Here is a 26,878-nt window from a genome sequence, read left to right as displayed (position 1 = left end):
CTAGAACGCCTTGAAGGTGATGAGCGTGCGCGTGTCGGCGATGTCCGGAACGGTCTGCACCTTCTCCGCCACGAAATGGCCGATGTCGACACCGGCATCCACGTGGAACTTGGCGATGATGTCGAAGTCGCCGGCGATCGAATAGATCTCCGAGGCGATCTCGCGATCGGCCAGTTCGCTCGCCACCGCGTAGGTGCGGCCGAGCTTGCATTTGATCTGCACGAAGAAGGTCTGCATCAGCCTGGGTTCTTGAACGGATCGCGGGCCGGGTCAAGCCCGCCGGCTCAATGCAGGTAGGCGACGGGCAACGGCGTCAGCGGCTTCCTGCCGCCGACCACCACCGCGACGCGCGAATGCTCCGGATCGCCCTCGACCCGCGTACGCACCAGGGCCAGCAGGTACTTGGCGTATTCGCTGAGCAGCAGACGGGCGGTCATCGGCTCGTACCACCAGCGGTCCGGATTGGACTGGTCGGTGACGACGACATGCGGGCGCAGTTGCGCGCCCTCCACGACGCTCGACAGCTCCACCAGGGCGCGCGGCATGTGATAGTTCGAGGTGACCACGATGAGCGAGCGAAAGCCGTGCTCGCGCACCCAGCGGCGCGTCTCGATGGCGTTGCCGATCGTATTGCGGGCCCGGTAGTCGAGATCGACGCAGCAGGAGAACAGGCGCTGCGCCTCCGGGTTGAGGCGGGCGATCTGGCCGCGGCTGGTCTTCTCGTTGACGCCCGAGACCAGCAGACGCTGGGCCTGGCCGCGCAGCAGCAGGTTGACGGCGTCGTCGATCCGCTGGGCTCCCCCGGTGAGCACGACGATGCCGTCAGCGGATTCGGTCGGCAGCGATTCCTTGCGCTCGATCGCGTTGACGAACCAGAAGAAACCGCCGCCGAGCACGATCACCGCCACGACGCTCGTCACGGCCGCCAGGCGCCCGAGGATGTGCACTACCTGTCCTAGCAGTCGCGCTCCAGCTGCCGACCATTCGCTCATACCGGTCATGGGCGTGCGCGCAAAGCGGGCGTAGGGAGCCGTCGATCGGATCATAGACATCGAATGCCACCATAGGGCCGAATGCGGCACCCTGAAGGCGTAGGCCTTAACGTCTTGTTAAGAGCGCGCTTCTTGCCGATCCGACGATGCATGGGACCCCGTTTTATTTTGGCTACTCGATGTCGTGCAGATGCCGCCGCACGGTGACCCGCGACATCACCGCCGTGACCAGCGCTACCACGATGGCGATGGCGAGCACGGCGGCGTAGCCCTCCCAGCCGATGCTGAAGGCGCCGAACAGGGCCTCGATCTGCTCGCCGCCGGCGCTGGAGCGCCAGACCGCGGCGAGCATGCCGAGCAGCATGATCAGCGCCACTGCGCCAAGGCCCCCGATGAGGCCCCCGCGCAGGCCGAGATTCAGGAACCGGGCCTGGAATTCGCGGGCGATGAAGCGGTCGTCGGCGCCGACGAAATGCAGCACCTCGACGATCTCCTTGTTGCCCGCCATGGCGCCGCGCGTGGCGAAGGCGACCGCCAGCGCCGTCGCGACCAGCACCAGGCCGACGATCAGCGCACCGATCACCACCACCGTGTTGGCCATGGCGGCGAGCCGGGTGATCCACATGTGGTGGTCGTCCAGCGTCGAGCCCGGCACGGCGGCGGCGAGGGCCTTGCGCAGGCCGTCCGGATCAAGCTGGCGGCCGTTCGCCAGCTTGAGCACGACGATGCGCGGAATGGGCAGTTCCGCCAGCCCCAGGTTGCTGCCGAGCCATGGCTCGAGCAGCCGTTCGGCCTCCGCCTTCGAGTAGATCTCGGCGCTGGCGATGCCCGGCGTCGCCTTGGCGATGTCGGCCGCCTTGGCCACGTCTGCCTCCACGTCGCGTTGGCTGGTGGGGCGCACCTGGATCGTCATCTCGCGCGCCACGTCGGCGCGCCAGTCGGAGGAGGCGCGTGCCATCAGCACCGCGCCGCAGGCCGTCAACGCGGCAAGGAACGTCAGGATGGCGATGACGGTGACCAGGGCGCGTCCCGAGATGGAGCCCGCCGGCACCAGGGGCTGGTCGCGCCGGAGCGAGGCCGTGGCGGGCTCGCTGTCGGCGGTCCCGGTCTCTGGCTGCGGGACCGCGGTGGCGCGATCGTCGGTCATGGTCATCGATACAATCAATCGTAGATGTGCAGCCGGCCCTCGCCCAAGACGAGCCGGCGTGCGTCCACCTGATCCATCAAATTGAGATCGTGAGTGGCGATGAGGACCGACGTGCCCAGGCGATTGAGCTCGATGAACAGGCGCAGCAGCCGCCGCGCCAGGTTAGGATCGACGTTGCCGGTCGGCTCGTCGGCAAGCAGCAGCTCCGGGCGCACGATCAGGGCCCGGGCGATGGCCGCCCTTTGCTTCTCGCCGCCCGAGAGCACCGGCGGCAGCACGTGCATGCGCTCGCCCAGGCCCACCCAACGCAGCAGCTCGACGACCTCGGAGCGGTAGCTGGCCTCCTCCTTGCCCTGCACCCGGAGCGGCAGCGCCACGTTCTCGTAGGTGGTGAGGTGGTCGAGCAGGCGGAAATCCTGGAACACCACGCCCATGCGCCGGCGCACCGAGGTCAGGGCCTCGCCGCCGATGTGCGAGACGTCCTCGTCGAAGATGCTGATGAAGCCGCGAGTCGGCTTCAGCGCCAGCAGGATGAGCCGCAACAGCGTCGTCTTGCCGGCGCCGGAGGGGCCGGTGAGGAACTGGAACGATCGAGGCTCGATGGCAAAGGTGAGGTCGCGCAACACCTCGGGCCCCATGCCGTATCGCAGGCCGACACTCTCGAAACGAACCACCGCGGGCGAGCCCTCTCCGTTCGATCCGCCGTCACCGCGGCCGGATCGCGGCCGGACTGTACCGCCGCGGCCGGCAAACTGGAATATGGGTAGCGCCTGTGCGGCCGTGCCGTCGCCATGGCCGGGCTTGACCCGGCCATCTATCCACTAAGAATGCATCGCCAGCGGCTCGGGCACGCGTTTGTCGGGGCGGCGGACGGCCCCGGTCAATCCGCCAGGCGCGCGGTGCCGAACGGACGAGGGGACGAAGGAACGACATGACGGCAGAACGACGCATCCGGGTCCTGTTCGACGAGGCCGCCATCGCCGGGCGCAACGACGAGATCGCCCAGGCCATTGCCGCAGCCCACCTCAAGGATCTCCTCGTCGTGGCGATCCTCAAGGGCTCCTTCATGTTCGCGGCCGACCTGCTGCGCACCCTGCACCGGGCCGGGCTGACGCCGCAGGTCGAGTTCATGCAGCTCTCCAGCTACGGCCTGGGCACCACGTCGGTCGGCCAGGTCACCATGATCAAGGACATCGAGAGCGACGTGCGCGGCCGCGACGTATTGCTCGTCGACGACATCCTGGAATCCGGGCGCACGCTGGCCTTCGCCAAGGACCTCCTGGTGGCGCGCGGGGCCCGCGCCGTGAAGTGCTGCGTGATGCTGGAGAAGCCGCGCCGGCGGGCGGTCAACATCGTGCCCGACTATGTCGGCTTCCCATGCCCTGACGTTTTTGTCGTCGGCTACGGCATGGACGTCGGGCATTCCTATCGGCAACTTCCGTTCGTCGGTGTCATCGAAGATTGAAGCGGTCGTTCGCGGACTTCGGGAGGCTATCCGTTGAGCCGCCATACCGCCAGGTTGAGCAACGCGGCGAAGGCCACCCAGGCGGCCAGCGGCACCAGCAGCCAGGCTGCGGCGCGGTCGAGGCGGCGGAACAGCGCGATGGCGACCAGGATCGCCGCCAGCTGCACGACGATGTTGGCGAGACCGAGCGGTGGGTTGCGGGCGGCGAAGAACATCCATGGCCACGTGGCGTTGAGCGCCAGCTGAACGAAGAAGGCGGCGAGCGCCGTCGTCCGTCCGGGGCGGTCGGCCGGCAGCCGAAGGATGCGCCAGACCGCGAACGCCATCAGCGCGAACAGCGCCGTCCAGACCGGGGCGAACACCCAGTCCGGCGGGTTGAACGACGCCTTCGTGAGGCCTGCATACCAGCTCTCGATGTTGGGATAGGTGGCGACCTGTCCGAGCACCGAGGCGGCGACGACCGGCAGGACGGCCGCCGCAAGGCGGGCCAACGGGGACGGCCGGGCGCCGCCGGGCGCGTGGGCTGGCTCGGCGTTGCCGCTTCCGGGACCCTCGTGCGGACCGAGAGGCGGGCGGGGTAAAGGGGTTTGGGGGTCGCCGGGGTGTGCGTCGCGCATGGTGCTCCTCGTGTCGGACATAACGGCCGGGACGGGCGGGCGGGTCCGAACGGGCGCGATCTGCTATCTGTTTGATTTGTCGCGCGTTTTCTTCACGCGAACCGGCGTCCACTTCGCTCGAAAACGCTCTATTGTGCGGCGGCGGCAGCCGGGCGGGGTGTCTGCGCCCGCGCCTCGGCGGTCGCCTGCGGCGACAGTCGTGCCCTGAGGCCGGCGACACGGGCCTGGGTGAGACGTGTGTTGCAGAAGCCGTGGGAGTCCTCGGCGACGTAGTTGGCGCACTGCATGCTGCGCCGGGACGAGAAGCCCGCCTGCTCCGCGGCCTCGCGCGTCACCTCCGGGCCGCGGGCTCGCGCCAGCACCTGCCGGAAGACGTCGCGTAGGGCGGCATCGGCCCGGCCGCGCTCGCGCTCGATGTCCCGCACTTTGGGGCCGAGCGAGGTGCCCTTCGGCCCCCACAGGCCGGTGACCTCCGCCCGGCATTGCGCCTGGGTGAACGTGCATGCGCCGCCGTCAGGGCCGTTGGCGATCACCGCGTCGTCCATGACGTCGAGGTCGATGGGGCAGACCGGCGCATCGATGCGGTAGCGGGGCAGCCCGTCGGGCGAGCCGAGCGCAAGCAGGGATCCGGTCGACGCCATGTCGACCTGGCACAGCTGGTCCGGGCTGCCGATGGCGCGCCCGGCGAGTTTGAGCTCGGCCGATACGCCGTTCCCCGCTCGCGTCAACTTGAGCGAGCTGCCGTTGCCGTTGAGATAGAGGTCGGTGCCGAACAGCGTCGGCTCGGCGAAGCGTCCCGCGACCGCCGGGCCGGTGGGCGTCACCACGGCGGGCCGCTGGGCCAGGCCATGACTGGTGGCCGAGCGGACGGAGCTGCCGCCGGCGGCGCCCGGACGCGCCGGGCGCTTGCTTTCCCCCGGCGGCTGGCGTTTCAGCATCTGCGGCTGGGCGCCCTGGAGGATGAGCTGGGCTGCGGCGGGCGCAGGCGTCAGCAGCGGGCAGAGCAAGGCCACGGCGATGCCAAAGCGAAGCGACTTGCCAAAGAGAGGCGGCTTGCCAAAGCAAAGAAGCTTGCCGAAGAGAGGCTTGGGCCGCTTCAACCGGTGCGATCCGCTCAAGCGCATATGCGGCCCCGCCAAACGCAACACCTGCCCGAGTGCAATGATATATCGCAATCCCCGTGCCACCATAGCATTTCGCTGCGCGGTTGCGAATGGGGCGCGATCAACCTAACCAGACGCCTTGCGAAGCCCCTCCGGTGCCCCTAGCTGTGGCCCAAGTCGGGGCGCCGCCGCCCCGGGGCACTCGCCTTGCGAGGTTTTGGCCAGGCTCTTATATAGCCGAAGAACTCGCGTCAGTTCTCAGGTAACCGGCCTGTCATGCCACCTTGGATGACGGGAAGGTCCATGGCCGGGTCGCTTCGGGGCCCGGCGGTCTGCTTTGGAAAGTGAGGGATCAACCATGGGTAAGGTCATCGGTATCGACCTTGGAACCACCAATTCGTGCGTCGCCGTGATGGAAGGCTCGACGCCGAAGGTCATCGAAAATTCGGAAGGCGCGCGCACCACGCCGTCCATCGTCGCCTTCACCGACGACGGCGAGCGGCTGGTCGGCCAGCCGGCCAAGCGCCAGGCGGTCACCAACCCGGAGCGCACCTTCTTCGCCATCAAGCGCCTCATCGGCCGCACCTTCGCGGACCCGATGACGCAGAAGGACAAGGATCTCGTTCCCTACAAGATCGTCAAGGCCAAGAATGGCGATGCGTGGGTCGAGGCCGACGGCAAGGAGTATTCGCCTTCGCAGATCTCCGCCTTCATCCTGCAGAAGATGAAGGAGACGGCGGAAGCCCATCTCGGGCAGAAGGTGGACCAGGCGGTCATCACGGTTCCCGCCTACTTCAACGACGCCCAGCGCCAGGCCACCAAGGACGCCGGCCGCATTGCCGGCCTCGAGGTGCTGCGCATCATCAACGAGCCGACGGCGGCGGCGCTCGCCTACGGCCTCGACAAGAAGTCGACCGGCACCATCGCGGTCTATGACCTGGGCGGCGGCACTTTCGACGTCTCCATCCTGGAGATCGGCGACGGCGTCTTCGAGGTGAAGTCGACCAACGGCGACACCTTCCTCGGCGGCGAAGATTTCGACATGCGCCTGGTCGAATACCTGGCCGACGAGTTCAAGAAGGAGCAAGGCATCGATCTGCGGAAGGACAAGCTCGCCCTTCAGCGCCTGAAGGAAGCGGCCGAGAAGGCCAAGATCGAGCTGTCCTCGGCCAGTCAGACCGAGATCAACCTGCCCTACATCACCGCCGACGCCTCCGGGCCCAAGCACCTGGCGCTCAAGTTGTCGCGCGCCAAGTTCGAGAGCCTGGTCGACGACCTGATCCAGCGCACCGTCGAGCCCTGCAAGAAGGCGCTCAAGGATGCGGGCCTCAGCTCCGGGCAGATCGACGAGGTGGTGCTCGTCGGCGGCATGACCCGCATGCCCAAGGTGCAGGAGGTCGTGAAGCAGTTCTTCGGCAAGGAGCCGCACAAGGGCGTCAATCCGGACGAGGTCGTCGCCATCGGCGCCGCGATCCAGGCCGGCGTGCTGCAGGGTGACGTCAAGGACGTGCTGCTGCTCGACGTGACCCCGCTGTCGCTGGGCATCGAGACGCTGGGCGGCGTCTTCACCCGCCTGATCGACCGCAACACGACGATCCCCACCAAGAAGGGCCAGGTGTTCTCGACCGCCGAGGACAACCAGACCGCGGTGACCATCCGGGTGTTCCAGGGCGAGCGTGAGATGGCGGCCGACAACAAGATGCTCGGCCAGTTCGATCTCGTCGGCATCCCGCCGGCGCCGCGTGGCGTGCCTCAGGTGGAGGTGACCTTCGACATCGACGCCAACGGCATCGTCAACGTCTCGGCCAAGGACAAGGCCACCAACAAGGAGCAGGCGATTCGCATCCAGGCCTCCGGCGGCCTTTCCGACACCGACATCGAGAAGATGGTCAAGGACGCGGAGGCTCATGCCGACGAGGACAAGAAGCGGCGCGAGCTGGTCGAGGCGCGCAATCAGGGAGAGGCGCTGATCCACTCGACCGAGAAGTCGGTCGCGGAATACGGCGACAAGGTTCCGGCGGCGGACAAGAGCGCCATCGAAACCGCCATCCAGGCCCTCAAGAGCGCGCTCGAGAGCGAGGATGTCGAGACGATCAAGACCCGCACCAACGAGTTGATGCAGGTCTCGATGAAGCTCGGCCAGGCCATGTACGAGGCCGCTCAGACGGGCCCGGACGGGGGCGATGGCGACGGCGGCGCCGACGGCACCAAGAAGGAAGACGTCATCGACGCCGACTTCCAGGAAGTCGACGACAAGAAGCGGGCATAAGTTCGCGGCAGCCGCCGGTCTCCCCGGCGGCTGCCTGTTTCGAGCAGAACGGTGCCGTGTGGGCCGATGATCGCTGGACCGAAGAGTGCCGAGGCGCCCAGCCGCCCATCGCCCGGCGGCCGCGATGATATGTTGTTTGATTGTTGCGACGTGGGGTCTTCGGACACGCGCGAGCACCACATCCGGGCTGCGATCCGGACGTTTTTCGCAGCGGGGCGGGAATAAGCATGAGCAAGCGCTGCTTCTACGAGGTGCTGGAGGTCGAGCGGAGTGCCTCCGACGGCGAACTGAAGACGGCCTTCCGCAAGGCCGCCATGAAATGGCACCCGGACCGCAATCCCGGCGACCAGGCAGCCGAGGTCAAGTTCCGCGAGATCGCCGAAGCCTACGAGATCCTCAAGGACCCGCAGCGACGGGCGGCCTACGACCAGTTCGGCCACCGTGCCTTCGAGCAGGGCGTGGGAGCCGGTCAGCAGGGCTTCGGAACCGACTTCTCGGAGTTCATGACCGACATCTTCGATACGTTCTTCGGCGAGACGCGCCAGCGCGGCGGCCGCCAGGCACGCAACCGCGGCTCGGACCTGCGCTACAACCTGGAGATCGCGCTCGAGGAAGCGTTCACGGGCAAGACCGCCTCGATTCGCATCCCGACCGCCATCCGCTGCGAGACCTGCCAGGGCAGCGGCACGAAGGCAGGCTCGCGGCCGCGCACCTGCGCCACCTGCGCCGGCGCCGGCCAGGTGCGCACGAGCCAGGGCTTCTTCTCGATCCAGCGCACCTGCCCCACCTGCAACGGCCGCGGCGAGGTCATCGAGAACCCGTGCGAGGCCTGCCATGGCGCCGGCCGCCAGACGCGCGAGCGGACGCTGTCGGTCAACGTGCCGGCCGGCGTCGAGGACGGCACTCGCATCCGGCTCGCCGGCGAAGGCGAGGCGGGTTCCCAGGGCGGCCCCTCCGGCGACCTCTACATCTTCATCGCGATCAAGCCGCACGCCATCTTCCAGCGCGACGGAGCCGACCTGTTCTGCCGCGTGCCGATCGCCATGACCGTGGCGGCGCTGGGCGGCGAGCTCGAGGTCCCGACGCTCGACGGCACCCAGACCCAGGTCAAGGTGCCGGAAGGCACCCAGACGGGAAAGCAGTTCCGGCTGCGGAGCAAGGGCATGCCGGTGCTGCGCACGCGCAACGTCGGCGACCTCTACATCCAGGTGGTGGTCGAAACACCCCAGAACCTGACGCGCCGCCAGCGCGAGCTGCTGGCCGAATTCGAGCGCGAATCGTCCGGCGATACGCATCCCGAGAGCTCGGGCTTCCTGTCGCGGGTCAAGGAGCTGTTCGCCGGCCTGAGTGGCTAGACCGGCTGTTGCAGCCTTCAGCCGACACGTTCGACCCTGGCCGCCGCGCACCGGCAGGCGGAGGGCGGCGACCGGCGAATGGTGGCCATGCTCGCCAGGCAGCCCGGGGCGGGCTTGGCATCTTGACGGCGCCCCCGAGATTGTCGAGTTAGCGAAAGCCGGCGCCTGTTCGCCGGCACAGGAAGCCGGAGGCATCCCTTGCCGCACGCGAGCCGACGCAAAGAGCCGCCCGTCCGCATCGAAGACGATGCACGTTTCCTGAAGTCCTGGGTCGAACGACCGCTGGTCACCGGCGCGGTCACCCCGTCCGGCCGCATGCTGGCGCGGACCATGGCGAGCTACCTCAACCCCGAAACCCCCGGTCCGGTGGTCGAGCTCGGGCCCGGCACCGGCCCGGTGACCGAGGCGATCCTGCGCCGCGGCTTCGACGCATCGCGGCTGATCCTGATCGAGTTCAACCCGGACTTCTGCAAGCTGCTGCGCCATCGCTTCCCGCAGGCCATGGTGATCGAGGGCGATGCCTACGACTTCCCGCGCATCGTGCGCGAACTGGCGCAAGAGCCGGTGGCCGGTACGGTGTCGAGCCTGCCGCTGTTCACCAAGCCGCTACCGCAGCGCATGGGCCTGCTCGGCCACGCTTTCGACCTCATGCATCGCAACGCGCCCTTCGTGCAGTTCACCTATTCGGTGGTGCCGCCGATCCCCAAGGATTCGACCTCATATACCGCTGAGCGATCGGAGCGGGTGTGGTGGAACCTGCCGCCGGCCCGCGTCTGGGCCTATCGCCGCCCTTGAGGGACCCGGCACCCCTGTGCCATGACGGCGCCATGAGCGCGCCGCCCCTCCCGCCCCCGCCCCGTCCCGCCCCGACTGCACGTGAGCGGCTGATCGTCGCCCTCGATGTCCCCGACCGCAGGGCGGCCGAGGCCATGGTCGAACGTCTGGGGCCGACCGTCGGCTTCTATAAGGTCGGCCTCGAACTCGCCTACGGCGGTGGCCTGCCGCTGGTCGAGGAACTGGCCTCCCGCGGCAAGCGGGTGTTCCTCGACCTCAAGCTGCACGACATTCCCAATACGGTGGAGCGCGCGGCGGCACAGGTGGCACGCCTGGGCGCCACCTTCCTCACCGTCCACGCTTACCCGCAGACCATGCGCGCCGCGCTCGCCGGCCGCGGCGCCGGCGGGCTGCGGCTCCTCGCCGTGACGGTGATGACGTCTTACAACGATGCCGATCTGGCCGACGCCGGCTTCCCCGCCGGCGTCCGCGCCACGGTGGCGGCCCGCGCCGCCTACGCCGCCCGGCTCGGTATCGACGGGCTCGTGCTGTCGGCCGAGGAAACGGCGGCGGTGCGGAGCGAGCTTGGTCCGCGCCTGCTGATGGTGACGCCGGGCATCCGCCCGGCGGGTGCCGATCTGGCCGACCAGAAGCGAGCGGTGACGCCGGCGGCGGCCATGCGCGCGGGCGCCGACTATATCGTGGTCGGACGGCCGATCACCGCAGCGGCCGATCCGGCGGCCGCGGCCGAGGCGATCGTGCAGGACATTGCTGCGGGCCTCGCGCCTTCGGCCCTCGGATGAGATCATCCGACGGCGCGGGACTGCTCCACGCTGAGGGCCCGCCGGAACAGGAGTGACAGCCCATGGCGAAGGGATATTGGATCGGCCGCGTCGACGTGAACGACCCGGAGGGCTACAAGGCCTACGTTGCCGCCAATGCCGAGGCGTTCGCCAAGTACGGCGCGCGCTTCCTGGTGCGCGGCGGCGCCTTCGCGGCCGTCGAAGGCGAGGCGCGGGCGCGCAATGTGGTCATCGAATTTCCCAGCCACGAGGCGGCGCTCGCCTGCTGGCACTCGCCCGAATACCAGCGCGCGAAGGCGTTCCGCGAGCCGCCGGTCGGGCTTGCCGATATCATCGTCATCGAGGGCTACGACGGCCCGCAGCCGGGCTGAGGGTGCCATGACCGATACGAGACTGGTTGTCGTCGGCGCGGCGGGTCGCATGGGCCGCATGCTGGTCGCGACCATCGCCGATACCGCCGGCGTCGTGCTCGCCGGGGCCACCGAGCGTCCGGGCTCGCCGGCCCTCGGCCAGGACGCCGGCACGCTCGCCGGGCTCGGCGCCGCCGGCGTCGCCGTGACCGACGATGCGGCCGCCGCCCTTGCCGGTGCCGACGCCGTGGTCGACTTCTCGTCGCCGGCCGCCTCGGTGGCGCTCGCCGCCCTTGCCGCCGAGCGGGGCGTCGCCCACGTCGTCGGCACGACCGGCCTCGGTGAGGCTGACCTCGCCGCCCTGGCCGAGGCGGCGCGCCGCATCGCCGTGGTGCGCTCGGGCAATATGAGCCTGGGCGTCAACCTGCTGGCCGGCCTGGTGAGGCAGGCGGCGGCGGCGCTGGGCGACGACTTCGACATCGAGATCCTGGAAATGCACCACCGCCACAAGGTGGATGCACCCTCGGGCACGGCGCTGCTGCTCGGCGAGGCCGCCGCCGCCGGGCGCGGCGTCGACCTGGCGCAGCGCTCGGTGCGCGTGCGCGACGGCCACACCGGCGCCCGCGGGGCCGGCGACATCGGCTTCGCCGCCCTGCGCGGGGGCTCTGTGGTCGGCGACCACAGCGTCGTGCTGGCCGGCGCGGGCGAGCGGCTGGAGCTCGCCCACCGGGCCGAGGATCGCGGCATCTTCGCGCGCGGCGCCGTCAGGGCGGCGCTCTGGACGCGCGGCCGGCCGCCGGGCCTCTATTCCATGGCCGATGTCCTCGGCCTCGCCTGACCTTCCAGCCTTCCAGTTTTCCCGTCTTCATGTCGCTACGCCGGAGTCTCCATCCCATGTCCGAACGCCTGCTCGTCCTCGTCCGCCACGGCCAGAGCGACTGGAACCTGAAGAACCTGTTCACCGGCTGGAAGGATCCGGACCTGACCGCGCTCGGCGTCGAGGAGGCCAAGGCGGCCGGCCATCGCCTGAAGGCGCGGGCCCTGAGCTTCGACCGCTGCTTCACCTCGGACCTGACCCGGGCCCAGCGCACCCTCGACCTGATCCTCGCAGCGCTCGGCCAGACGGCGCTGCCGATCGCCCGCGACCAGGCCCTGAACGAGCGCGACTACGGCGAACTCTCCGGCCTCAACAAGGATGACGCCCGCGCCCGCTGGGGCGAGGAGCAGGTGCATGTCTGGCGCCGGTCCTACGACGTGCCGCCGCCCGGCGGCGAGAGCCTGAAGGATACGGCGGCCCGCGTGCTGCCCTATTACATCAGGACCATCCTGCCGGCGGTGATGCGCGGTGAGCGCACGCTGGTGGCGGCGCATGGAAATTCGCTCAGGGCCCTGCTCATGGTGCTCGACGGCCTCGACGCCGACACCATCCCCGGCGTCGAGCTCGCCACCGGCGTCCCGCTGGTCTACCGGCTCAAGGCCGACACCACGGTCGACGCCAAGGAGATCCTCACCGCGTGAGGATCGACGTCGCCCCCGGCGTGGTCCATCTGCCGGGCTACCTCGACCGTGCCGCGCAGGAGGCGCTCGCCGCCGACCTGCGCGTCGTGGCGCGGGCCGCCCCCGTCTTCACCCCGCGCATGCCGCGCACCGGCAAGCCGTTCTCGGTGCGCATGACCAATTGCGGGCCGCTCGGCTGGGTGTCCGATGAGAGCGGCTACCGCTACCAGCCCACCCATCCGGCCACGGGCGAACCGTGGCCGCCGATGCCGTCCGCGCTGCTGCGGGCGTGGGCGGAGCTTGCCGGCTATCCCCACGGGCCGGAAGCCTGCCTGGTGAACTTCTATGCGGCGTCGGCGCGCATGGGGCTGCACCAGGACAAGGACGAGGCGGACTTTGCGGCGCCGGTGGTATCGCTGTCGCTCGGCGACACCGCGCTGTTCCGCATCGGCGCCGCCGAGCGGCGTGGCCCGACGCGCTCGCTGAAGCTCGCCTCCGGTGACGCGCTGGTGTTCGGCGGCCCGGCCCGCCTCGCCTTCCATGGCATCGACCGGGTGATGGCCGGCACCTCGACCCTGCTGCCGCAGGGCGGCCGCATCAACCTGACGCTGAGGCGGGTGAGCGCGCCCTGACGGGCTCCTGCGTCCCGGTCGGTGCCCGCCACTCGACCCCCTCCACCGCCTTCGGCGGGGCTTGTCCTGACCTGATAGCCCGCCGTTCGCATCGGCGGGCGTGACGGGTTTGACCCGCCCGTCCGCGTAGCTCGACCAGGCTCGAGACGCGGCCATGACGCGTGGGACGGCCGGGCCGCCCTACGTGCGCCGCACGGCGACGAAGCGAGCCGCTTCGCGCAGGATGTCGGCCTCGGGGCCGAAGCCGACCAGGCTGGCGATCGCCTCGTCGACCAGCGCGGCGCAGCGGGCGCGCGCGCCATCGGGGCCGAGCGCCGCGACCAGGGTCGCCTTGCCCGCTGCCGCGTCCTTGCCGGTGCGCTTGCCCACCGCGGCACTGTCGCCCTCGTAGTCCAGCAGGTCGTCGGCGACCTGGAAGGCGGCGCCCAAAGCCGCCCCATAGGTGTCGAGGTGACGCCGCGCGTCGGCGGGCGCCTCGCCCACCAGCGCGCCGGCGCGGACGGCGAAGGCCAGGATGGCGCCGGTCTTCATCGCCTGCAGCTCGCGGATCTCGGGTTCGCCGAGCGCTGCCGTGCCGAAGCGGCCCTCGGCCGCGAGGTCGTGCATCTGGCCGCCGACCATGCCGCCGGCGCCGGCCGCGCGGGCAAGGCCGGCGACGAGCGCGCCGCGCACCTCGGCCCGCGCGTGGGTCGCTTCGTCGGCCAACACGTCGAAGGCGAGAGTCAGCAGCCCGTCGCCGGCGAGAATCGCTGTCGCCTCGTCGAACGCCCTGTGCACGGTGGGTCGGCCCCGGCGCACCTCGTCGTCATCCATGGACGGGAGGTCGTCGTGCACCAGCGAGTAGCAGTGGACGAGCTCGATGGCGCAGCCGGCACGGAGCGCGGCTGCTTCCGGCGCCCCGCAGAGCCGGCCCGTCTCGATCGTCAGGAAGGGCCTGAGCCGTTTGCCGCCACCGAGCGCCGCATGGCGCATGGCCTGCATGAGCCGCACCGGCCGCCGCCTCTCGCCTGGCCGGGCATCATCGACCAGAATGGCTGCAAGGTGGGCTTCGACGGCCTCGGCCGCTGTCTGCAGCCGCACTTGGAACGCATTTGGGAGCAAGGGGTTGTCCGATCCATTACGCCGCGCGCGAGCGGAATTTGACAGGGTTCGCCGTGCCGGACGCGGATGACCGTATGTGGCCTCCTCATCGTGCCCATCGCATGCCGGAGGCGGCCGGCGGGGTCAACCCACTGCGGCCGGCCCGGCGCGATCCGCCAACGGAGCAGGGTGCCATTCCGACGCGCCGACGGCCCAAACGCAGCCTGCGCCGCTTCGCCGACGTGCTGCATGGCGTGCTCCTGGCCGTCGTGCTGGTGCCGGCCCTGCTCATCGTGATCTACGTCTTCGTGCCGCCGGTCTCGACGCTGATGCTGGGCCGCTGGCTCACCGGCCAGCCGGTGGCGCGCACCTGGATACCCTTGCGGTCGATCTCGCCCAACCTGCCGCGCGCCGTCATGACCTCGGAAGATTCCCGCTTCTGCCAGCATTTCGGCGTCGACCTCATCGAGATGCGCAACGTGCTGGAGGACTGGGAGGAGGACGGCGGCCCGAGCCGCGGCGCCTCGACCATCGCCATGCAGACGGTGAAGAACGTCTTTCTCTGGCCCGGGCATTCCTATGTGCGCAAGGCTCTGGAGATCCCGCTCGCCGTGGTGATCGATGCGCTATGGTCGAAGCCCCGCGTGATGGAGGTCTATCTCAACATCGCCGAATGGGGCGACGGCATCTTCGGCGCGGAGGCCGCGGCGCGGCGCTACTTCCGCAAGAGCGCCCGCGACCTGACGGCGGGCGAGGCGGCGCGGCTGGCCGCCGTGCTGCCCAACCCGCTGCGCTTCGATGCGGGCCGTCCCTCCGCCTTCGTCTCGCGCCGCACGGGCAGGATCCTGGCCCGCATGCCGAACCAGCCGACGGACTGCCTGTGAGCCGCCGCCACCTTGCTGTGGGCGGCAGATCTTGCCCATCCCATGAGAGGACTGTCCTGCCCGTCATCGGTCCCAGGGCTTCGTTTCGGGCGTGATCTCGTCCGCCGGAGGGGCCACTTTTTGGGAACGTGCTCTAGCCAATGAGCGCGCCAGCCTGTATAAGCCGCGGCTTCTGCCGCATCGGATCCGGGTGGGACACCATTCCGGCCATTTGGTGCTGCGCAATCCACATCGCGCGGCTGCGGGGACATCGTCCCCGCTCCGGCTGCAGCACGCTCACCGAGAGACTGACATGGCCGTTCCGAAACGTAAAACCTCGCCCATGAAGCGCGGCTTCCGCCGTTCCGCCGATGCCCTCGTCGCCCCGACCTATGTGGAGGACAAGGATTCCGGCGAGCTGCGCCGCCCGCATCACATCGATCTGAAGACCGGCATGTACCGTGGCCGGCAGGTGCTGAAGCCCCGCAGCGAGGCCTGAGCGGAGCGGCGGCAAGCCGCTTCTCTTCGAGTGATCGTCGGCGTGAGCCCCGCATGGCCCCCATGCGGGGCTTGTTGCGTTGGCGGGCTTGCGGGCCGAGCGCCGTGTCCCGTCCTCGGTCATCTCGGTGCCGCCGTTTTCACACTCTGTTAACGACGGCATCCCATCATCGGCGGCTCTGGAGTGCCTCGCGGATGGAGCATCCGACCGCAGAGAGGTGCTGCTGCTTCGAGCCCCTGACGCATTGTGGCCTGACCGGACGATCGCGCCCGGTCGGGGAGTTGCTCGGGGCGTCGGTCGGGGGCGGAACGGGATGGATATGCGGCAGGTCTTCGCCATCGCGACAGCCCATGCGGGCACCGGCGCTCGCGATGCGCCGCTCGACCCCGAGCGGGTGCTCTGCACATGTGGCGCGGTGGTCTACGAGTGGGACCTGGCCACCGACCGGCTGACCTGGGGCCCTAATCTGCGCGCCGTCTTCGGCCTCGACCGTCGCCACCGGCTTGCCTGTGGCCGGGCCTACAACGCGCTCGTCGTCGCGGCGTCCGGCGACAGCCGCGACGAGGCGGTGCTGGCCTCGGGACAGGCCGATCATGGCAACGGCGTCGCCTACCGCTGCCGCTACGTGGTGGCCTTCGGCCCGCGCAAGTTCGTCATCGAGGATAGCGGTCACTGGTTTGCAGGTCCGGACGGTCGCCCGGCCTGGGCCCAGGGCCTCGTGCGCGCCTTCCCGCTCGGCCGGCGCGCAGCCGATCCCGAGCGGGGGACGAGCGAGGCGCGGCCGGAGCCGGCGCGCGAGCGGCTGCTGCGGGCGTTGACCGCCCGCCTGCACGACCCGGCGGCCGTGCGGACCCAGGTGACGGTCATGGTCGCGGCGGTGGAGCGTCCGGAAAATGCCGACTTGGCCGACCCGGCCCGCGCGGTGCCGAGCGAGGCCGAGATGGCTCGGCTCGAGGCGCGCCTGCGTCACCGGCTCAAGCGCCGCGATTTCCTCGTCCAGCTCACGCCGGCCCGCCTGTGCATCGTGCTGAACGCCTGCGACGTCGATCACGCCTTGGCGGCGGCGCGTGCGCTCGGCGGCGGCGTCGCCGATCTGGTGGGGCCCGGCCGTCAGGCGCTGTTGCGCATCGGCGCCGTGACGGCGGGCGAGCGCAGCGGTGATGCCACCGCCCTCCTGGAGCGCGCCGAGGAGGCCGCCGACCACGCCAAAGTGCAGGGCGAAAGCGTGTGGCGATTGCCGCCCCGCCTGCGCCGCCGGGCCGTCGCGCGCTCCAAATCACCCTCGCCGCTCGACCTTATCGCCGCCCTCAATGGCCGCCGCGTGCGGTTGGCGCGCCGGCCGCTGATCGAGCTTGGTGCCCGCCGTCAGGCGGCCGAGCACGTTTGGCATACGGGCGAGCGGCCTCTCGCCGCGCCGCAGCCCGGCCTGGAAGCGGTGCAGGCCGAGGTGACCGATGCCGACGGCAGCTTTGCCGGTGCCGCCGCCCTAGCGCCGCTGGCCGAGCGCCTCGGCCTGTCGCCGCTGCTCGACCACCGGGTGCTGGAGCTGGCGCTCAAGGCGCTGCGGGCCGACCCGGAAGCGCAGCTGATGATGACGCTGTCGGCGGCAACGCTCCTGGGGCCCGGCTGGCTCGCCACGCTGTCCGCCTATCTCGGTGCCCATCGCGACGTCGTCGACCGCCTCGTCGTCGCCATCGACGAGCGTGCGTTCGCCGTCGATCCGGCCACCGGGCAGAGCTGCGTCCCCGCCACCACCGTGGCGGCCAATCTGTCGGCCATGAAGGCGCTGGGCCTCGGTGTCGCCATCGCTGGCTACGGCGGCGGGCGGCTGAATCTTGCCGATCTATCGGACCTGTCAGCCGATCTGGTGACCATCAACCGCGCGCTGGTCGCCGGGGCCGTGACCGCAAGCCAGGGCCGCTTCGTGCTGCGCTCGCTCGTCGCCGGCACCCGCCACCTGGGCCTGCCCGCCTTTGGCGAGGCCGGCGACGATGCGGGCCTGCGCTCGGTCCGCGCGGTGACCGACACGCCTCTGCCGGCGACGCGGGCGGAGGGCGCTTAGCGCCGCGCCGGCGGACCTTGCAAGGTGGACGGGGCCTGCGCCGCCGGGTCGCTCCCACAACCTTGGAAATCGGCGGCGGGAGCGCTTGTCTCGCCGCCCGCTCACGTGTAGTAAGCGCCCCTTACCACGGCGCTTGGCCTCTGGTTGCGGAGAGGTGGCAGAGTGGTTGAATGCACCGCACTCGAAATGCGGCATACGGGCAACCGTATCGGGGGTTCAAATCCCTCCCTCTCCGCCAATTGATACGGGTCATGTTTGACCCGTGCCGCTTTCCTTGAGTGGCACAGCCCGCAGCCTAACAATTTACCTCGGCTAATCAGTGGCACCGGCGCCGCGGGGCTAGTGCATTTCCGCGTTTCTTCGAATCGTCGAAATGCTCTATCTGTTTGATTTGTCGCCTTTTCTTCACGCGAACCGGCGTCCACTTCGCTCGAAAACGCTCTAACAGCGATGCGACGCTTCCTCGCCCATCATGAGAGGCGAGACATTCCCCAGCATCTCCGCGTTGTCGCTCGTCATCATGGCCGCGGGCCGCGTCCGAAGGGCAGGGCCCGACGGCCGCCTCCCGGTGCCAGGGCAGACCACGAGGACGGAGCGGCTGGAGAACGAGCTACGGGGCTGCGGCGTTGACAAGCCCGAGCGTCGCGCCGCGCGCCAGACGCTTTCGCGCCGCCCACCCGGGTCTTCATTGCCATGGATCTATCGCCATCCTGCGGCGCCCGCTCGAGCCGGGCCGTCGGGCATCGCTTCATCACACGTTCAAGCAGCCGCGGCGAAGCTCAATCAGCACCCCTCGACCAGCAGGGCGTGGCCGGGAGACACGAATTCTGTATTGAGCGGCAGTTGACTCGTCGCGGCATCATAGAGGGCGCCGCAGCCTGATTGATAACTGTACACGGCCATCATTCTGAGATCTCCCCGCGGAAACGCGTCCTGGGTTATCGCAGCTCAAGACGGGCAAATGACCTACTCGCGCGGCTCGCAGGCCCGCTTGCGCCGCTTTGGCCGCGGCCCATCGATAGCCCGGCTCGCGCGTCGCCGGCAGGGGCATTGCCCCCGCGTGCCGTCATCAACCCGGTTCGCGCCAGCGCTTGGTGAGGTCGAGGTGGATGGCGAACAGATCCATGGCCCGCGCCACCGTCTGCGTCACCGCTTCGTCCAGGGTCTGGAGGCCATGGTAGAAGGCCGGAACGGGCGGCATGACGATGGCGCCGTTCTGCGTCGCCTGGGCCATGAGCTGGATATGGCCGGCATGCAACGGCGTCTCGCGCAGCAGCAGCACGACCCGGCGCCGCTCCTTGAGGCAGACGTCGGCGGCCCGGACGACCAGCTCGTCGTTGTAGCAGTGCGCAATGCCGCTGAGCGTCTTGATGGAGCAAGGCGCCACCAGCATGCCCGACGTCAGGAACGACCCCGACGAGATGGCCGCGCCGATGTCCTTGTGGCTGTAGACCTCATCGGCGAGCTGGCGCACGTCGTCCAAATGATGGTGCGTTTCCTCGGCGATCGTGCGCGCGCCGGAGGGCGTCACGATGAGATGGGTCTCCACGTCATCGACGGATCGCAGCAGTTCAAGCGCGCGGATGCCGTAGATGACACCCGAGGCGCCGGTAATAGCAATGATGACGCGCCTCATGACACCCCGCTTGTGGCCGAACGCGCGATCGTGAGCAAAGCTTGTCGCTCATCGTCGCGCGCTGCACGGCTACTGTAAAAGGATAGGACGGCCAACCCGTTCCGCTCGGCGGTCCCGGCGGCCGTGCTCTCATGGCCGTCGGCGACGCCGATGTCGCTCGCCGCCGCCTCCAGCATATCGAGCTCGATCAACTCGGCATCGAGTTCGAGCTTCTTGACCTCCGTCCGCAGCCGCGTCGCCCGCTCGGCTGCGGCCGGAACGTCGGAAGTCTTGAGCCATCTGCGTGCCGAGCGCAGCGGCTGAACGACGTGCGCGTTCCAGTCGGCGACCTGCGCATGCAGGCCGCCGATGTCGGCCTCCGTCAGCCGCGCGCCGCTCCGAGCCGCCGTCCAGACGGCGGTCAGCAATATGACGACATTTACACCAGCACGGTCCTGCAGCAGCAGGCAGGCGTCTCCGACCCCTGGCCGTCCGTACAGTTCGACGGCAAAGCGTGCCAGGCCGGCGTCTTCGGACATGTCTCCCCCCGTGCGTCATGCGGACAGTAGAACGGCGACTTTACCAGACCGAGGAGAAGGCCGCGCCCGGCCGCGGGCGCGGCGTCGACCGGCACGGAGAGTGACGGACGGACCCCTGATCAGGTCTGTGTTTCCAAAGCGACGAATAGCCGGGCCAAGCCCGGCTGTCGTATTGAGACGGCAAGCTTTTCGAATCCGGAGCGCTTTTCTCTGATCGGGTGGTTCCACCCGATCAGGACGCGCCTTAGCGGGATTCGATCTCGGGCAGGTCGAACTCCCGCCAGCCCGGGACCTCCGAGACGTCAGGGAAGTCACCGCCGAACGGGCGCGTTGCATCGATGCCGACGGCCGACGACAGCGGCCCATCGGTGTAGGGGTCGAGTGGCGCCGTGGCTGTGCCGTCCACGACGAACACATCGGTCCGTGGCTTCACGCGGAACGACATCGCCCATTCGACCTCGGCCGAGTTTCTGATGTCGATATCCGGCTCAACCACGATCACCCATTTTGGATGGAGGTTGCAGGCCATCGTCGCCAGGATCGCCTGCTTCGCCTCACCTTCATATCGGGGGGTCATGGCCAGGACGATGTAGACCTGCACCCCGCCGGAACTGTTGATCGAGATGTCGCTGATCGATGGGAACTGCGCCTGAAGCTGCTGCAGGACCGAGGTCTCGAAAGGAATCTGCTTCAAGACATGGTTCTCGGTAATTGGTTTGCCCGTCAACAATCCCTGAAATATACCGTCCTTACGATGGGTGATCGCGGTAACCGTTGCCGTCGGCTTCAGTGAAGCCGGTGTGTAGTAGCCGGTATACTCACCGAGCGGCCCCTCCACCTCCAGCTTATCCGTGTTGACGGTGAATTCGATAACGAACTCCGCCCACGCCGGGATCTTCAAGTCACTGCCGATGGCCTTCGCGAGCTCGACCGGCGCCCCACGCAGACCTCCCGCAACGTACCAGTCGTTGCTGGCATCACCGGATTGAACCTGGCACGAGAACATCGTCATCGGGTCGACACCGATGATGGCCGCGCCATGCAACGTTACCCCCAGTTCCTGGGCTTTCGCGATGTTCTTCCCGAAGCGATGGTTGCTTGCCGAAAAGACCCCCATCTGCTTGGGTCCCTGCACCTGAAGGCGGTAGTTGCCGATATCCGGCACACCCGTCTCGGGATTCTCGGAGACGATGATGGCGGCGGTGATATAGGGGCCGCCGTCCTTGGGGCTGTAGATCGGCACCGGCAGCTTGGTGAGATCGATGTCGTCGCCCTGGAGCACGACGTCCTGGCATGGCGGAGACCCCTGGAAATCGATCGGGCCGACGGGATTCTGGATGCCGTCGAGGACGCGTTTGTGAATGGTCGCCTCGGTGGCCTCGAAGCCGATCAGTGCCCGCTTGCGGTTTCCGTACAGGCCGGCCACGAGCGGGAACGCCGTCCCCGTATCGCGGAAGAGGAGGGCCGGTCCGTCGCGCGAACTAGACTTTGCCAGCGCCTTGGCGATGTCGTACTTCAAGGCGATGGGCCGCTCGATTTCGACGAGCTCACCAGATTCTTTCAGTGCTGCCAAGAAAGATCGCAGGTCCTGATATGGCATTGAAGATCATCCCCTTCATCAGTTCAGTAATGCGCCGATTTATTCCAAGCCCGAGCGGCCACGAGATTCGAGCCGCCGTCCGCGTCGGGTTAGCCGTCGGCCTTCCCTTGCTGACCATCTTCGCAATGGGCAGGCTTGATCTTGCCGTCTTCGCCGCCTTCGGCGCCCTTACCGCGCTCTATGGCCACAGCGAGCCATCCGGCCGCCGAGTCGGAACCCAACTGGTCGTGGCGGTGGCCTTGACGCTCACGATGGCGGCCGCGACGTTCTTTGCCGCCGCCCAGGGACCGACATGGTTGCTCGGCGTCCTTCTTGTCGCCGTCGTGCTCTGCTCGGGGGCCTTGGGCGCCGTCATGGGATGGGTGCCGCGCGGCGAGATATTCTTCGTTCTCGTCCTCCTGGTTCTCGCCGGCATTCCGGCGACCTGGACGAAAGCTCTCGTCGGCACAGCGGTCGGCCTCGGCGCCGCTCTCTTTTCGGTGGCGCTGACCGTCCTCGACCGAACGCTCGCCGGCGACACGGGTAAACCCGATCGACTGCGCGACCGGATCGCCGCGCGCCTTGCCAGCATCGAGCGCCGTCAACACGTCATCTCCGTCGTCGCGGCCACTGTCGGCGTTCTTGCCGCGTGGTTGGCGGCGCTCGCCTTGGGAATCGGCCATCCGTACTGGGCATCGGTGGTCGTCACCGCACTCATGCCCGCCCTGCTGTCGTCCCGGGTTCGCTCCAGGGTCGTCCATGTCCTCGCTGGCACCCTCGGCGGCGTCGCGATGGCCGCCGTCATATTCGCCTTTGAGCCAAGTCCCCTCGAGCTGATCGTGATGATCATGGTGTGCCAAGCCATCGCCGAGCTCTTCATCGCCAAGAATTTTGGCCTTGCGCTTCTGTTCCTGTCGCCACTCGCGATCGGGATGAGCAATCTCGGTCGGGGCTTGCCCTGGGGGCCGTTGATGGCCGACCGTCTCGTCGAAGCGGGACTGGGCGCGGCTATCGGACTGGCGGTGATCTTCGTGGTCCGCGAGCTGGCGGGGATCCGTCTGGAGGAGCCGAGCCAAGTCGAGGCACGGTGACGCGCATCTGGCTGCTTGCGGGCGAACGACCTCCCAATCGGCGAGCGTCCTCTTGGTCGGTAGGCCGAAGCTCAATGTGGCCCTCCCCGACACGTCTGGACGCCGGAGCCGGCGGCTCCCGCCGGCTCCGTCTCATGTCTAGCCGGCGGTCTTGAGGTGCCGCGGGTCGGAGTGGTGATCGGGCTGTGGTGTCGCTTCCCATGCGAAAGGCTGGCTCGACAGCGTGTAGCGGTACCAGGGCGGATCGTTGCTGCGGCCGAGCTCGTGCCGGAGATTGCCGAACGAGCGATAGAGGATCGGATAGGGCTGCCCGTGATAGTGCTTGAGGATCTCGTACCAGGCACGCGGCTCCGCGGCGATGAACGCCCGCATGTCGCCCGTCAGTTCCTCCTCGCTCATGATCCTCACATCCGGCGGCGGGTCGCCCAGATCGGTCAGCGTGCTGCGGACGAACTCGTTCGGATTCCAGTTGCTCCCCAGCGGAACCGTGCAGTCCATTCCGATCTTGGAGGCGATGCCCGGTTCCGTACTCTTGGGGTCCACCGTCATCGTGTTCAGCCCGTCGAGCCGCACCGTGTCCCGATCGGGCATATACCGATAGGCCATGGCCGCCAGCACCGCCTGGTCATCCCAGATGTCGACATCCGTGTCGAAGACCATCGCGACCTTGGGAAGACCCTGCTTGGAGCAGGTGAGCATCACCCCCAGCGCCTGCTTGGCGTCGCCGGCGCCGAGCGGATGGATCTTGGCATAGGCGATGTTCGACAGGCCGCCGGCGGGGCAGCGCACCTCGTGGACATCGATGCCCGCGTTCTTCAGGCCGTTGAATAGATCGGCCTCGATCGCCGGCAGCTGCAGCATGTTGTCCGTATACCAGGGGTGCAGACCACCGATCGTGCAATGCTGGTAGATGCCGCCCTTGCGATACGTCATCGCCTTTACCTTGAGGCGATAGTTATGCTTGATGCCCCCGCCGTACATGCCGGTGAACTCGCCGTACGGACCCTCGTCGTAGACGAGCCCTTCCAGCGCCAGCAACTCGCATTCGAGAACGATCTCGGCATTCGCGGGCACGACGACGTCGATCGTCTCGCAGCGGATCATCTTCGCGGCGGCGCCGTAGAACGATCCCAGCACCTCGAAGTCGTCCGTGTCGGTCGTGACGCCGACCAGGGCGGAGATCTTATCGAGCGTCGGGCCGCCGAGCACGATGGCGACCTCGAGGTTCTGCCCCTTGGCCGCCGCCACCATCGCGTGGATGCGCTGCCTGTGGGAGGTGCAGGTCATGTCGACGGACTTTTCGTCCTTCGATCGGAACATCGAGCGATAGATGCCCCAGTCGTAGACGCCGGTATCCGGGTGCTTGCTGATGAACAGATTGTCGTTGGTATAGGCGTGGCCGTCCCGGTCGTGGTGGAGGAATAGCGGCAACCGCGTGAGGTCGACATCGTCGCCCCTCAGGATCACCTCCTTACACGGGGCGGTCGTGACCTGCTCCCAGGCGATCCGGCCCTTGGATCGCTCGACCATCTTCAGGCCCGTCTTGGTTTTGTCGCACCCCATCGCCCAGGCGAACATGTCCTGATTCGAATAGGCGTTGGCGAGCACGGAGAACTCGCTGTCCTTCACCTTTTCGATAAGGACCGCCTTGGTCGGATGCGCCTCGAGGAGTTGTGGGATCTGGTCGACGCGAACCTCGTCGGGAATCCGCACGAGGAAACCGGCCTCATCCATCGAGGCCACGAAATCGGCGAGCGATTGCTGCATGATGCGAGCCTTACGACGGGCATGCCTCAGGAATGGGCGGGGGCGACAGTGCCTTTTTCCGTGTAGGCGCGGAGGTGGTGGAGCATGGCGCCCCACAGGCTGTTGCATTTGGCGAAGTTGCCGCCGTCATGAGGCCAGCCGGCATGGTCGAACGTGACCTGCACGCGACCGCGCGGTTCCGTTCCCAGGTGGAAGGTCGCCGTCGTGCCGACGGAGTCACCCGGCCCCTCGGTGCATTTCCAGGACACTTTATCGGCGTCGTGCGCGACGATTTCCCAATGAAAGGTCGGACCGCGACCGTATTTAAGGACCCATTTGGAGCCGACATCTCCGTCGCCGGAGACTTCGGCCATCGTCCAGCCCGCCAGTCCCTCGGGTGTGGTCAGCGCACGATGGACTTTGGCGTGGTCTGCATCGATGTTGACGACGTGGCGCAACGAATGACTTGACATGCGATCCCCCTTCCACACGCCGTGCGGGCCGGCCGCCGCACTATAGCCGCGACCTAACTAAAGGCTAGTGACAAACGGGTGTCGGCGGCGCTCGGCCGAGCGACCCTAGGACGCACGTCCGATCCCCGGTCTGCTGGCCCCGGAGGGGCGGGGCGCCGCGTCTCCCGCATGCGGGACGGCATCGCAGGCGCAGATGAAGGCGAAGACCGTATCGGCGCGCGTGGCCGGTGCTCCGGCCGCCGGAACACGGTTCCCCGTCTTCGCCCGCTATGACGCCAAGAGAGATGACACCTCGTCCGTTGTAACTACGTCGGCAAAGGTGAGCATCATGTTGTTGAGCGTATTGTTGTGCTCAAAATCGGTGTGAGTTGCAGTCGCGTCCGATACAAACAAGATTTTGTAGTTCATCATCATGGCGTCGCGAGCGGTTGACTCGCAACAAATGTTGGTGGCGCAGCCGCTGACGATCACGGTATCGATCCCGAGGCCGGACAAGCGCTGATGAAGCTGCGACGAGCCGTCGACAAACGTCCCGAACCTGAACTTGTTGATGCGCATGTCGGCAGGCTCGATGTCGAGGTCAGGATGAAGCGCGTGTCCGGGCTGGCCGACCATGAATGTCGCGTACATCCCCTCGCGCTTGGCGGGTGTCCAGAACGCATCGAACCAATTGGACCAGCTCGTCTTGCTCTCGTCGCTGATGGAGTTCTGAACGAACACGTTGAGGGCGCCCGCTGCACGACATGCGGCGCTGATCCGGTTAACGTTGGGGATGATGTCGACCGCCGGCGCAATTTCAGCAGGCGCCCCGGGTGTCATGAAGCCGACTTGCATGTCGATCACCAAATGCGCTGTCCGCTTGGGATCGATGCGTTCGAACAGGCGAAGGCGGCCGCGCCGTTGCAAGGCGATCTGAACGATGTCGTCGTTGAGCTCGATCTTGTGCACGCGAACCCCCTTCGCAGTGGCTGCCGATGGCTTTAGCCCATCGGCCCCGCGATGCTCAAGCCGCGACGAGCCGTGCGCGTTTCAATGGTTGGCTAGCGGCGCGTGGCGGTGGCCGAGAGAGCCAGAGGGCGGGATGATTCTCTGTTGAATGGTCCCGCCCCAGATCATGACCTTGAACATGATCTCTTTCAGAGCTTGCCGTTCACTCTAGAGGATCGTGCTCAAGGGCGGCCCGCCTAGAGCATTTCCGCGTTTCTTCGAATCGCCGAAATGCTCTATCTGTTTGATTTGTCGCGTTTTCTTTACGCGAACCGGCGTCCACTTTGCTCGAAAACGCTCTAGACCGTCAGGTTCATCAGGCGCACCGCATTGAGCCGCGCCACCTTCTCCCGCGTTGCCTCGTCGATTGCGGCGTTGTCGACGAATTGGCCCGCCACGGCGCTATCCTCGTAAGGGTAGTCCGCCGAGAACAGCACGTTGTCGGCGCCGAGCGCCGAGATGGCGGCAATGAGAGGGACGTCGTCACACTGGCCTGACGTCGTCACGAAGAGGTTGCGCCTGAGGTAGTCGGACGGCTTCAGCTTCAACGGTCGCTTGCCGGTGATGAGCGCCGCACGGCTGTCGAGGCGCCACAGCGTATAGGGCAGCGTTTCGCCCATGTGGCCGAGCACGATCTTGAGCCGCGGAAAGCGGTCGAACACGCCCGCGAACACCAGGCGCAGGAAGTGGGACGACATCTCGATCGTCCATTCCCAAGTGGGCTTGCGCAACTCCGGCGCACCTTGAAGCACGTGGGGGAGCACGTACGAATCACCCGGATGCAGGTAGAGCGGCACATCCAGCTCCTGCATCACCTCCCAGAACGGGTCGTAGCGCGCATCGTCCAGATAGACGCCTTGCGTGTGGCCGTTCACCAGGGACCCAACGAAGCCCAGATCTCGCACACACCGCCGCAGCTCGGCCGTGGCGGCGGGCACATCCTGCATGGCGAGATGCGCAAATCCGCGATAGCGGTCGCTCCGGCCCGCGATGGCCTCGGCGAGAAAATCGTTGGCGTCCCGCGCCAAATCGACGGCGCGCGCCGCGTCCGCTTCCGCCTGCACGCCCGGCCCGGAGATCGACAGGACGGCGATCTCGATACCTGCCGCATCCATGGCCGCCAGACGGCGCTCGCCGAAATCCGACATGGCGTCCACCAGCGCACGCGAAGCTTCGGGGGTCACCAGTGGCATTGCCGCCAGCATATGCGGCAGCAGGCTCGGCAGAATGAAGTGTTCCTCGAGGGCGATCTTCTTCATAATGTAACATCTTTATGACGAGGCGCCGAGGCGCCGGGCGGGCGGGACCTTAGCTGAATGTGAGCTGCCATGCGCTGGGGG

The 26,878-nt window shown here is 67.9% G+C and carries 27 protein-coding genes and 1 tRNA gene; 14 read left to right on the top strand and 14 right to left on the bottom strand.

What is annotated here, in order from left to right; all coding sequences use genetic code 11:
- From IEW34_RS28915 to ftsE, 4 genes are all read right to left on the bottom strand, one after another.
- On the bottom strand, positions 1 to 237 hold the full coding sequence (locus tag IEW34_RS28915) for an Lrp/AsnC ligand binding domain-containing protein (protein ID WP_188612726.1): 237 nt from the start codon (positions 235 to 237) through the stop codon (positions 1 to 3).
- A 47-nt stretch (positions 238 to 284) separates the two neighbouring features.
- A complete protein-coding gene (locus IEW34_RS28910; RefSeq protein WP_244642289.1) occupies positions 285 to 1,052 on the bottom strand; it encodes a YdcF family protein in 768 nt (255 codons plus the stop codon).
- Between the two features lie 112 nt (positions 1,053 to 1,164).
- Positions 1,165 to 2,139: a cell division protein FtsX gene (locus tag IEW34_RS28905; RefSeq protein WP_188612749.1), complete on the bottom strand. Its 975-nt coding sequence runs from the start codon at positions 2,137 to 2,139 to the stop codon at positions 1,165 to 1,167.
- Positions 2,140 to 2,153: 14 nt separating this feature from the next.
- On the bottom strand, positions 2,154 to 2,813 hold the full coding sequence (gene ftsE, locus IEW34_RS28900) for a cell division ATP-binding protein FtsE (protein ID WP_188612725.1): 660 nt from the start codon (positions 2,811 to 2,813) through the stop codon (positions 2,154 to 2,156).
- A gap of 257 nt (positions 2,814 to 3,070) precedes the next feature.
- Here ftsE and hpt point away from each other — a divergent pair, with 257 nt between their 5' ends.
- Positions 3,071 to 3,604, top strand: coding sequence for a hypoxanthine phosphoribosyltransferase (gene hpt / locus IEW34_RS28895; RefSeq protein ID WP_188612724.1), 534 nt, complete (start codon positions 3,071 to 3,073; stop codon positions 3,602 to 3,604).
- Positions 3,605 to 3,630: 26 nt separating this feature from the next.
- Here hpt and IEW34_RS28890 read toward each other — a convergent pair whose 3' ends face one another.
- A complete protein-coding gene (locus IEW34_RS28890; protein WP_188612723.1) occupies positions 3,631 to 4,221 on the bottom strand; it encodes a TspO/MBR family protein in 591 nt (196 codons plus the stop codon).
- A gap of 128 nt (positions 4,222 to 4,349) precedes the next feature.
- Positions 4,350 to 5,321, bottom strand: a complete 972-nt coding sequence (locus IEW34_RS28885; RefSeq protein ID WP_210324618.1) for a hypothetical protein — start codon at positions 5,319 to 5,321, stop codon at positions 4,350 to 4,352.
- A 361-nt stretch (positions 5,322 to 5,682) separates the two neighbouring features.
- Between IEW34_RS28885 and dnaK the strand changes: the two genes are divergently transcribed.
- The 8 genes from dnaK (at position 5,683) to IEW34_RS28845 (ending at position 13,004) form a co-directional block, all read left to right on the top strand.
- Complete coding sequence (dnaK, locus tag IEW34_RS28880) at positions 5,683 to 7,593, top strand: molecular chaperone DnaK (RefSeq protein WP_188612721.1); 1,911 nt, start codon at positions 5,683 to 5,685, stop codon at positions 7,591 to 7,593.
- Between the two features lie 227 nt (positions 7,594 to 7,820).
- Positions 7,821 to 8,948: a molecular chaperone DnaJ gene (gene dnaJ, locus IEW34_RS28875; RefSeq protein WP_188612720.1), complete on the top strand. Its 1,128-nt coding sequence runs from the start codon at positions 7,821 to 7,823 to the stop codon at positions 8,946 to 8,948.
- A gap of 198 nt (positions 8,949 to 9,146) precedes the next feature.
- Positions 9,147 to 9,743 carry a class I SAM-dependent methyltransferase gene (locus tag IEW34_RS28870; RefSeq protein WP_244642288.1) on the top strand — a complete coding sequence of 199 codons (597 nt, stop codon included), beginning with the start codon at positions 9,147 to 9,149 and terminating at the stop codon, positions 9,741 to 9,743.
- 32 nt (positions 9,744 to 9,775) lie between these two features.
- Positions 9,776 to 10,525 (top strand): orotidine-5'-phosphate decarboxylase, encoded by a 750-nt coding sequence (pyrF, locus tag IEW34_RS28865; RefSeq protein ID WP_188612719.1) that lies wholly within the window; start codon positions 9,776 to 9,778, stop codon positions 10,523 to 10,525.
- 62 nt (positions 10,526 to 10,587) lie between these two features.
- Positions 10,588 to 10,896: a DUF1330 domain-containing protein gene (locus IEW34_RS28860; RefSeq protein WP_188612718.1), complete on the top strand. Its 309-nt coding sequence runs from the start codon at positions 10,588 to 10,590 to the stop codon at positions 10,894 to 10,896.
- 7 nt (positions 10,897 to 10,903) lie between these two features.
- The gene (gene dapB, locus IEW34_RS28855; protein ID WP_188612717.1) at positions 10,904 to 11,713 is read left to right on the top strand and encodes a 4-hydroxy-tetrahydrodipicolinate reductase; all 810 of its coding nucleotides are present in this window, start codon (positions 10,904 to 10,906) and stop codon (positions 11,711 to 11,713) included.
- Positions 11,714 to 11,769: 56 nt separating this feature from the next.
- A complete protein-coding gene (locus IEW34_RS28850) occupies positions 11,770 to 12,393 on the top strand; it encodes a 2,3-bisphosphoglycerate-dependent phosphoglycerate mutase (RefSeq protein ID WP_188612716.1) in 624 nt (207 codons plus the stop codon).
- Positions 12,390 to 13,004 carry an alpha-ketoglutarate-dependent dioxygenase AlkB family protein gene (locus IEW34_RS28845; RefSeq protein WP_188612715.1) on the top strand — a complete coding sequence of 205 codons (615 nt, stop codon included), beginning with the start codon at positions 12,390 to 12,392 and terminating at the stop codon, positions 13,002 to 13,004. The genes IEW34_RS28850 and IEW34_RS28845 overlap by 4 nt, the downstream gene beginning before the upstream one ends.
- A gap of 180 nt (positions 13,005 to 13,184) precedes the next feature.
- On the opposite strand, the gene IEW34_RS28840 is transcribed toward IEW34_RS28845, so the two are convergent.
- Positions 13,185 to 14,084 (bottom strand): polyprenyl synthetase family protein, encoded by a 900-nt coding sequence (locus IEW34_RS28840; RefSeq protein ID WP_244642287.1) that lies wholly within the window; start codon positions 14,082 to 14,084, stop codon positions 13,185 to 13,187.
- A 122-nt stretch (positions 14,085 to 14,206) separates the two neighbouring features.
- Between IEW34_RS28840 and mtgA the strand changes: the two genes are divergently transcribed.
- The 4 genes from mtgA to IEW34_RS28820 all read left to right on the top strand — a co-directional run bounded on the left by mtgA (position 14,207) and on the right by IEW34_RS28820 (position 17,746).
- Positions 14,207 to 14,968, top strand: a complete 762-nt coding sequence (mtgA, locus tag IEW34_RS28835; RefSeq protein WP_188612746.1) for a monofunctional biosynthetic peptidoglycan transglycosylase — start codon at positions 14,207 to 14,209, stop codon at positions 14,966 to 14,968.
- Positions 14,969 to 15,260: 292 nt separating this feature from the next.
- Positions 15,261 to 15,446 (top strand): 50S ribosomal protein L32, encoded by a 186-nt coding sequence (rpmF, locus tag IEW34_RS28830; RefSeq protein WP_188612714.1) that lies wholly within the window; start codon positions 15,261 to 15,263, stop codon positions 15,444 to 15,446.
- Positions 15,447 to 15,759: 313 nt separating this feature from the next.
- Positions 15,760 to 17,508, top strand: coding sequence for an EAL domain-containing protein (locus IEW34_RS28825; protein WP_188612713.1), 1,749 nt, complete (start codon positions 15,760 to 15,762; stop codon positions 17,506 to 17,508).
- A gap of 148 nt (positions 17,509 to 17,656) precedes the next feature.
- Positions 17,657 to 17,746: transfer RNA gene (locus IEW34_RS28820), tRNA-Ser, on the top strand.
- 831 nt (positions 17,747 to 18,577) lie between these two features.
- Here IEW34_RS28820 and IEW34_RS28815 read toward each other — a convergent pair.
- The 3 genes from IEW34_RS28815 to IEW34_RS28805 all read right to left on the bottom strand — a co-directional run bounded on the left by IEW34_RS28815 (position 18,578) and on the right by IEW34_RS28805 (position 21,262).
- Positions 18,578 to 19,144: a UbiX family flavin prenyltransferase gene (locus IEW34_RS28815; RefSeq protein WP_188612712.1), complete on the bottom strand. Its 567-nt coding sequence runs from the start codon at positions 19,142 to 19,144 to the stop codon at positions 18,578 to 18,580.
- Complete coding sequence (locus IEW34_RS28810) at positions 19,141 to 19,662, bottom strand: TIGR02444 family protein (protein ID WP_188612711.1); 522 nt, start codon at positions 19,660 to 19,662, stop codon at positions 19,141 to 19,143. Before IEW34_RS28810 ends, IEW34_RS28815 begins: the two co-directional genes overlap by 4 nt.
- Before the next feature lie 244 nt (positions 19,663 to 19,906).
- Entirely contained in the window at positions 19,907 to 21,262 is a 1,356-nt protein-coding gene (locus IEW34_RS28805; protein WP_188612710.1) for a UbiD family decarboxylase, read from the bottom strand.
- Between IEW34_RS28805 and IEW34_RS30820 the strand changes: the two genes are divergently transcribed.
- Positions 21,151 to 22,332: an FUSC family protein gene (locus IEW34_RS30820; protein ID WP_244642286.1), complete on the top strand. Its 1,182-nt coding sequence runs from the start codon at positions 21,151 to 21,153 to the stop codon at positions 22,330 to 22,332. The two genes, IEW34_RS28805 and IEW34_RS30820, sit on opposite strands and share 112 nt — an antisense overlap.
- Positions 22,333 to 22,470: 138 nt before the next feature.
- Here IEW34_RS30820 and IEW34_RS28790 read toward each other — a convergent pair whose 3' ends face one another.
- The 4 genes from IEW34_RS28790 to IEW34_RS28775 all read right to left on the bottom strand — a co-directional run bounded on the left by IEW34_RS28790 (position 22,471) and on the right by IEW34_RS28775 (position 26,797).
- On the bottom strand, positions 22,471 to 24,099 hold the full coding sequence (locus tag IEW34_RS28790; RefSeq protein ID WP_188612707.1) for a UbiD family decarboxylase: 1,629 nt from the start codon (positions 24,097 to 24,099) through the stop codon (positions 22,471 to 22,473).
- Positions 24,100 to 24,125: 26 nt separating this feature from the next.
- Positions 24,126 to 24,551 (bottom strand): SRPBCC family protein, encoded by a 426-nt coding sequence (locus tag IEW34_RS28785; protein ID WP_188612706.1) that lies wholly within the window; start codon positions 24,549 to 24,551, stop codon positions 24,126 to 24,128.
- A 267-nt stretch (positions 24,552 to 24,818) separates the two neighbouring features.
- Complete coding sequence (locus IEW34_RS28780) at positions 24,819 to 25,499, bottom strand: cysteine hydrolase family protein (RefSeq protein WP_188612705.1); 681 nt, start codon at positions 25,497 to 25,499, stop codon at positions 24,819 to 24,821.
- Positions 25,500 to 25,837: 338 nt separating this feature from the next.
- Positions 25,838 to 26,797 (bottom strand): amidohydrolase family protein, encoded by a 960-nt coding sequence (locus tag IEW34_RS28775; RefSeq protein WP_188612704.1) that lies wholly within the window; start codon positions 26,795 to 26,797, stop codon positions 25,838 to 25,840.
- Between the last annotated feature and the right edge of the window lie 81 nt (positions 26,798 to 26,878).

The sequence above is a fragment of the Chelatococcus reniformis genome, from assembly GCF_014640075.1.
In the GTDB taxonomy this organism is placed as follows: Bacteria; Pseudomonadota; Alphaproteobacteria; order Rhizobiales; family Beijerinckiaceae; genus Camelimonas; species Camelimonas reniformis.
Note: the sequence above shows the minus strand (reverse complement) of the source record. Positions and strands in the feature narration are given on the sequence as shown.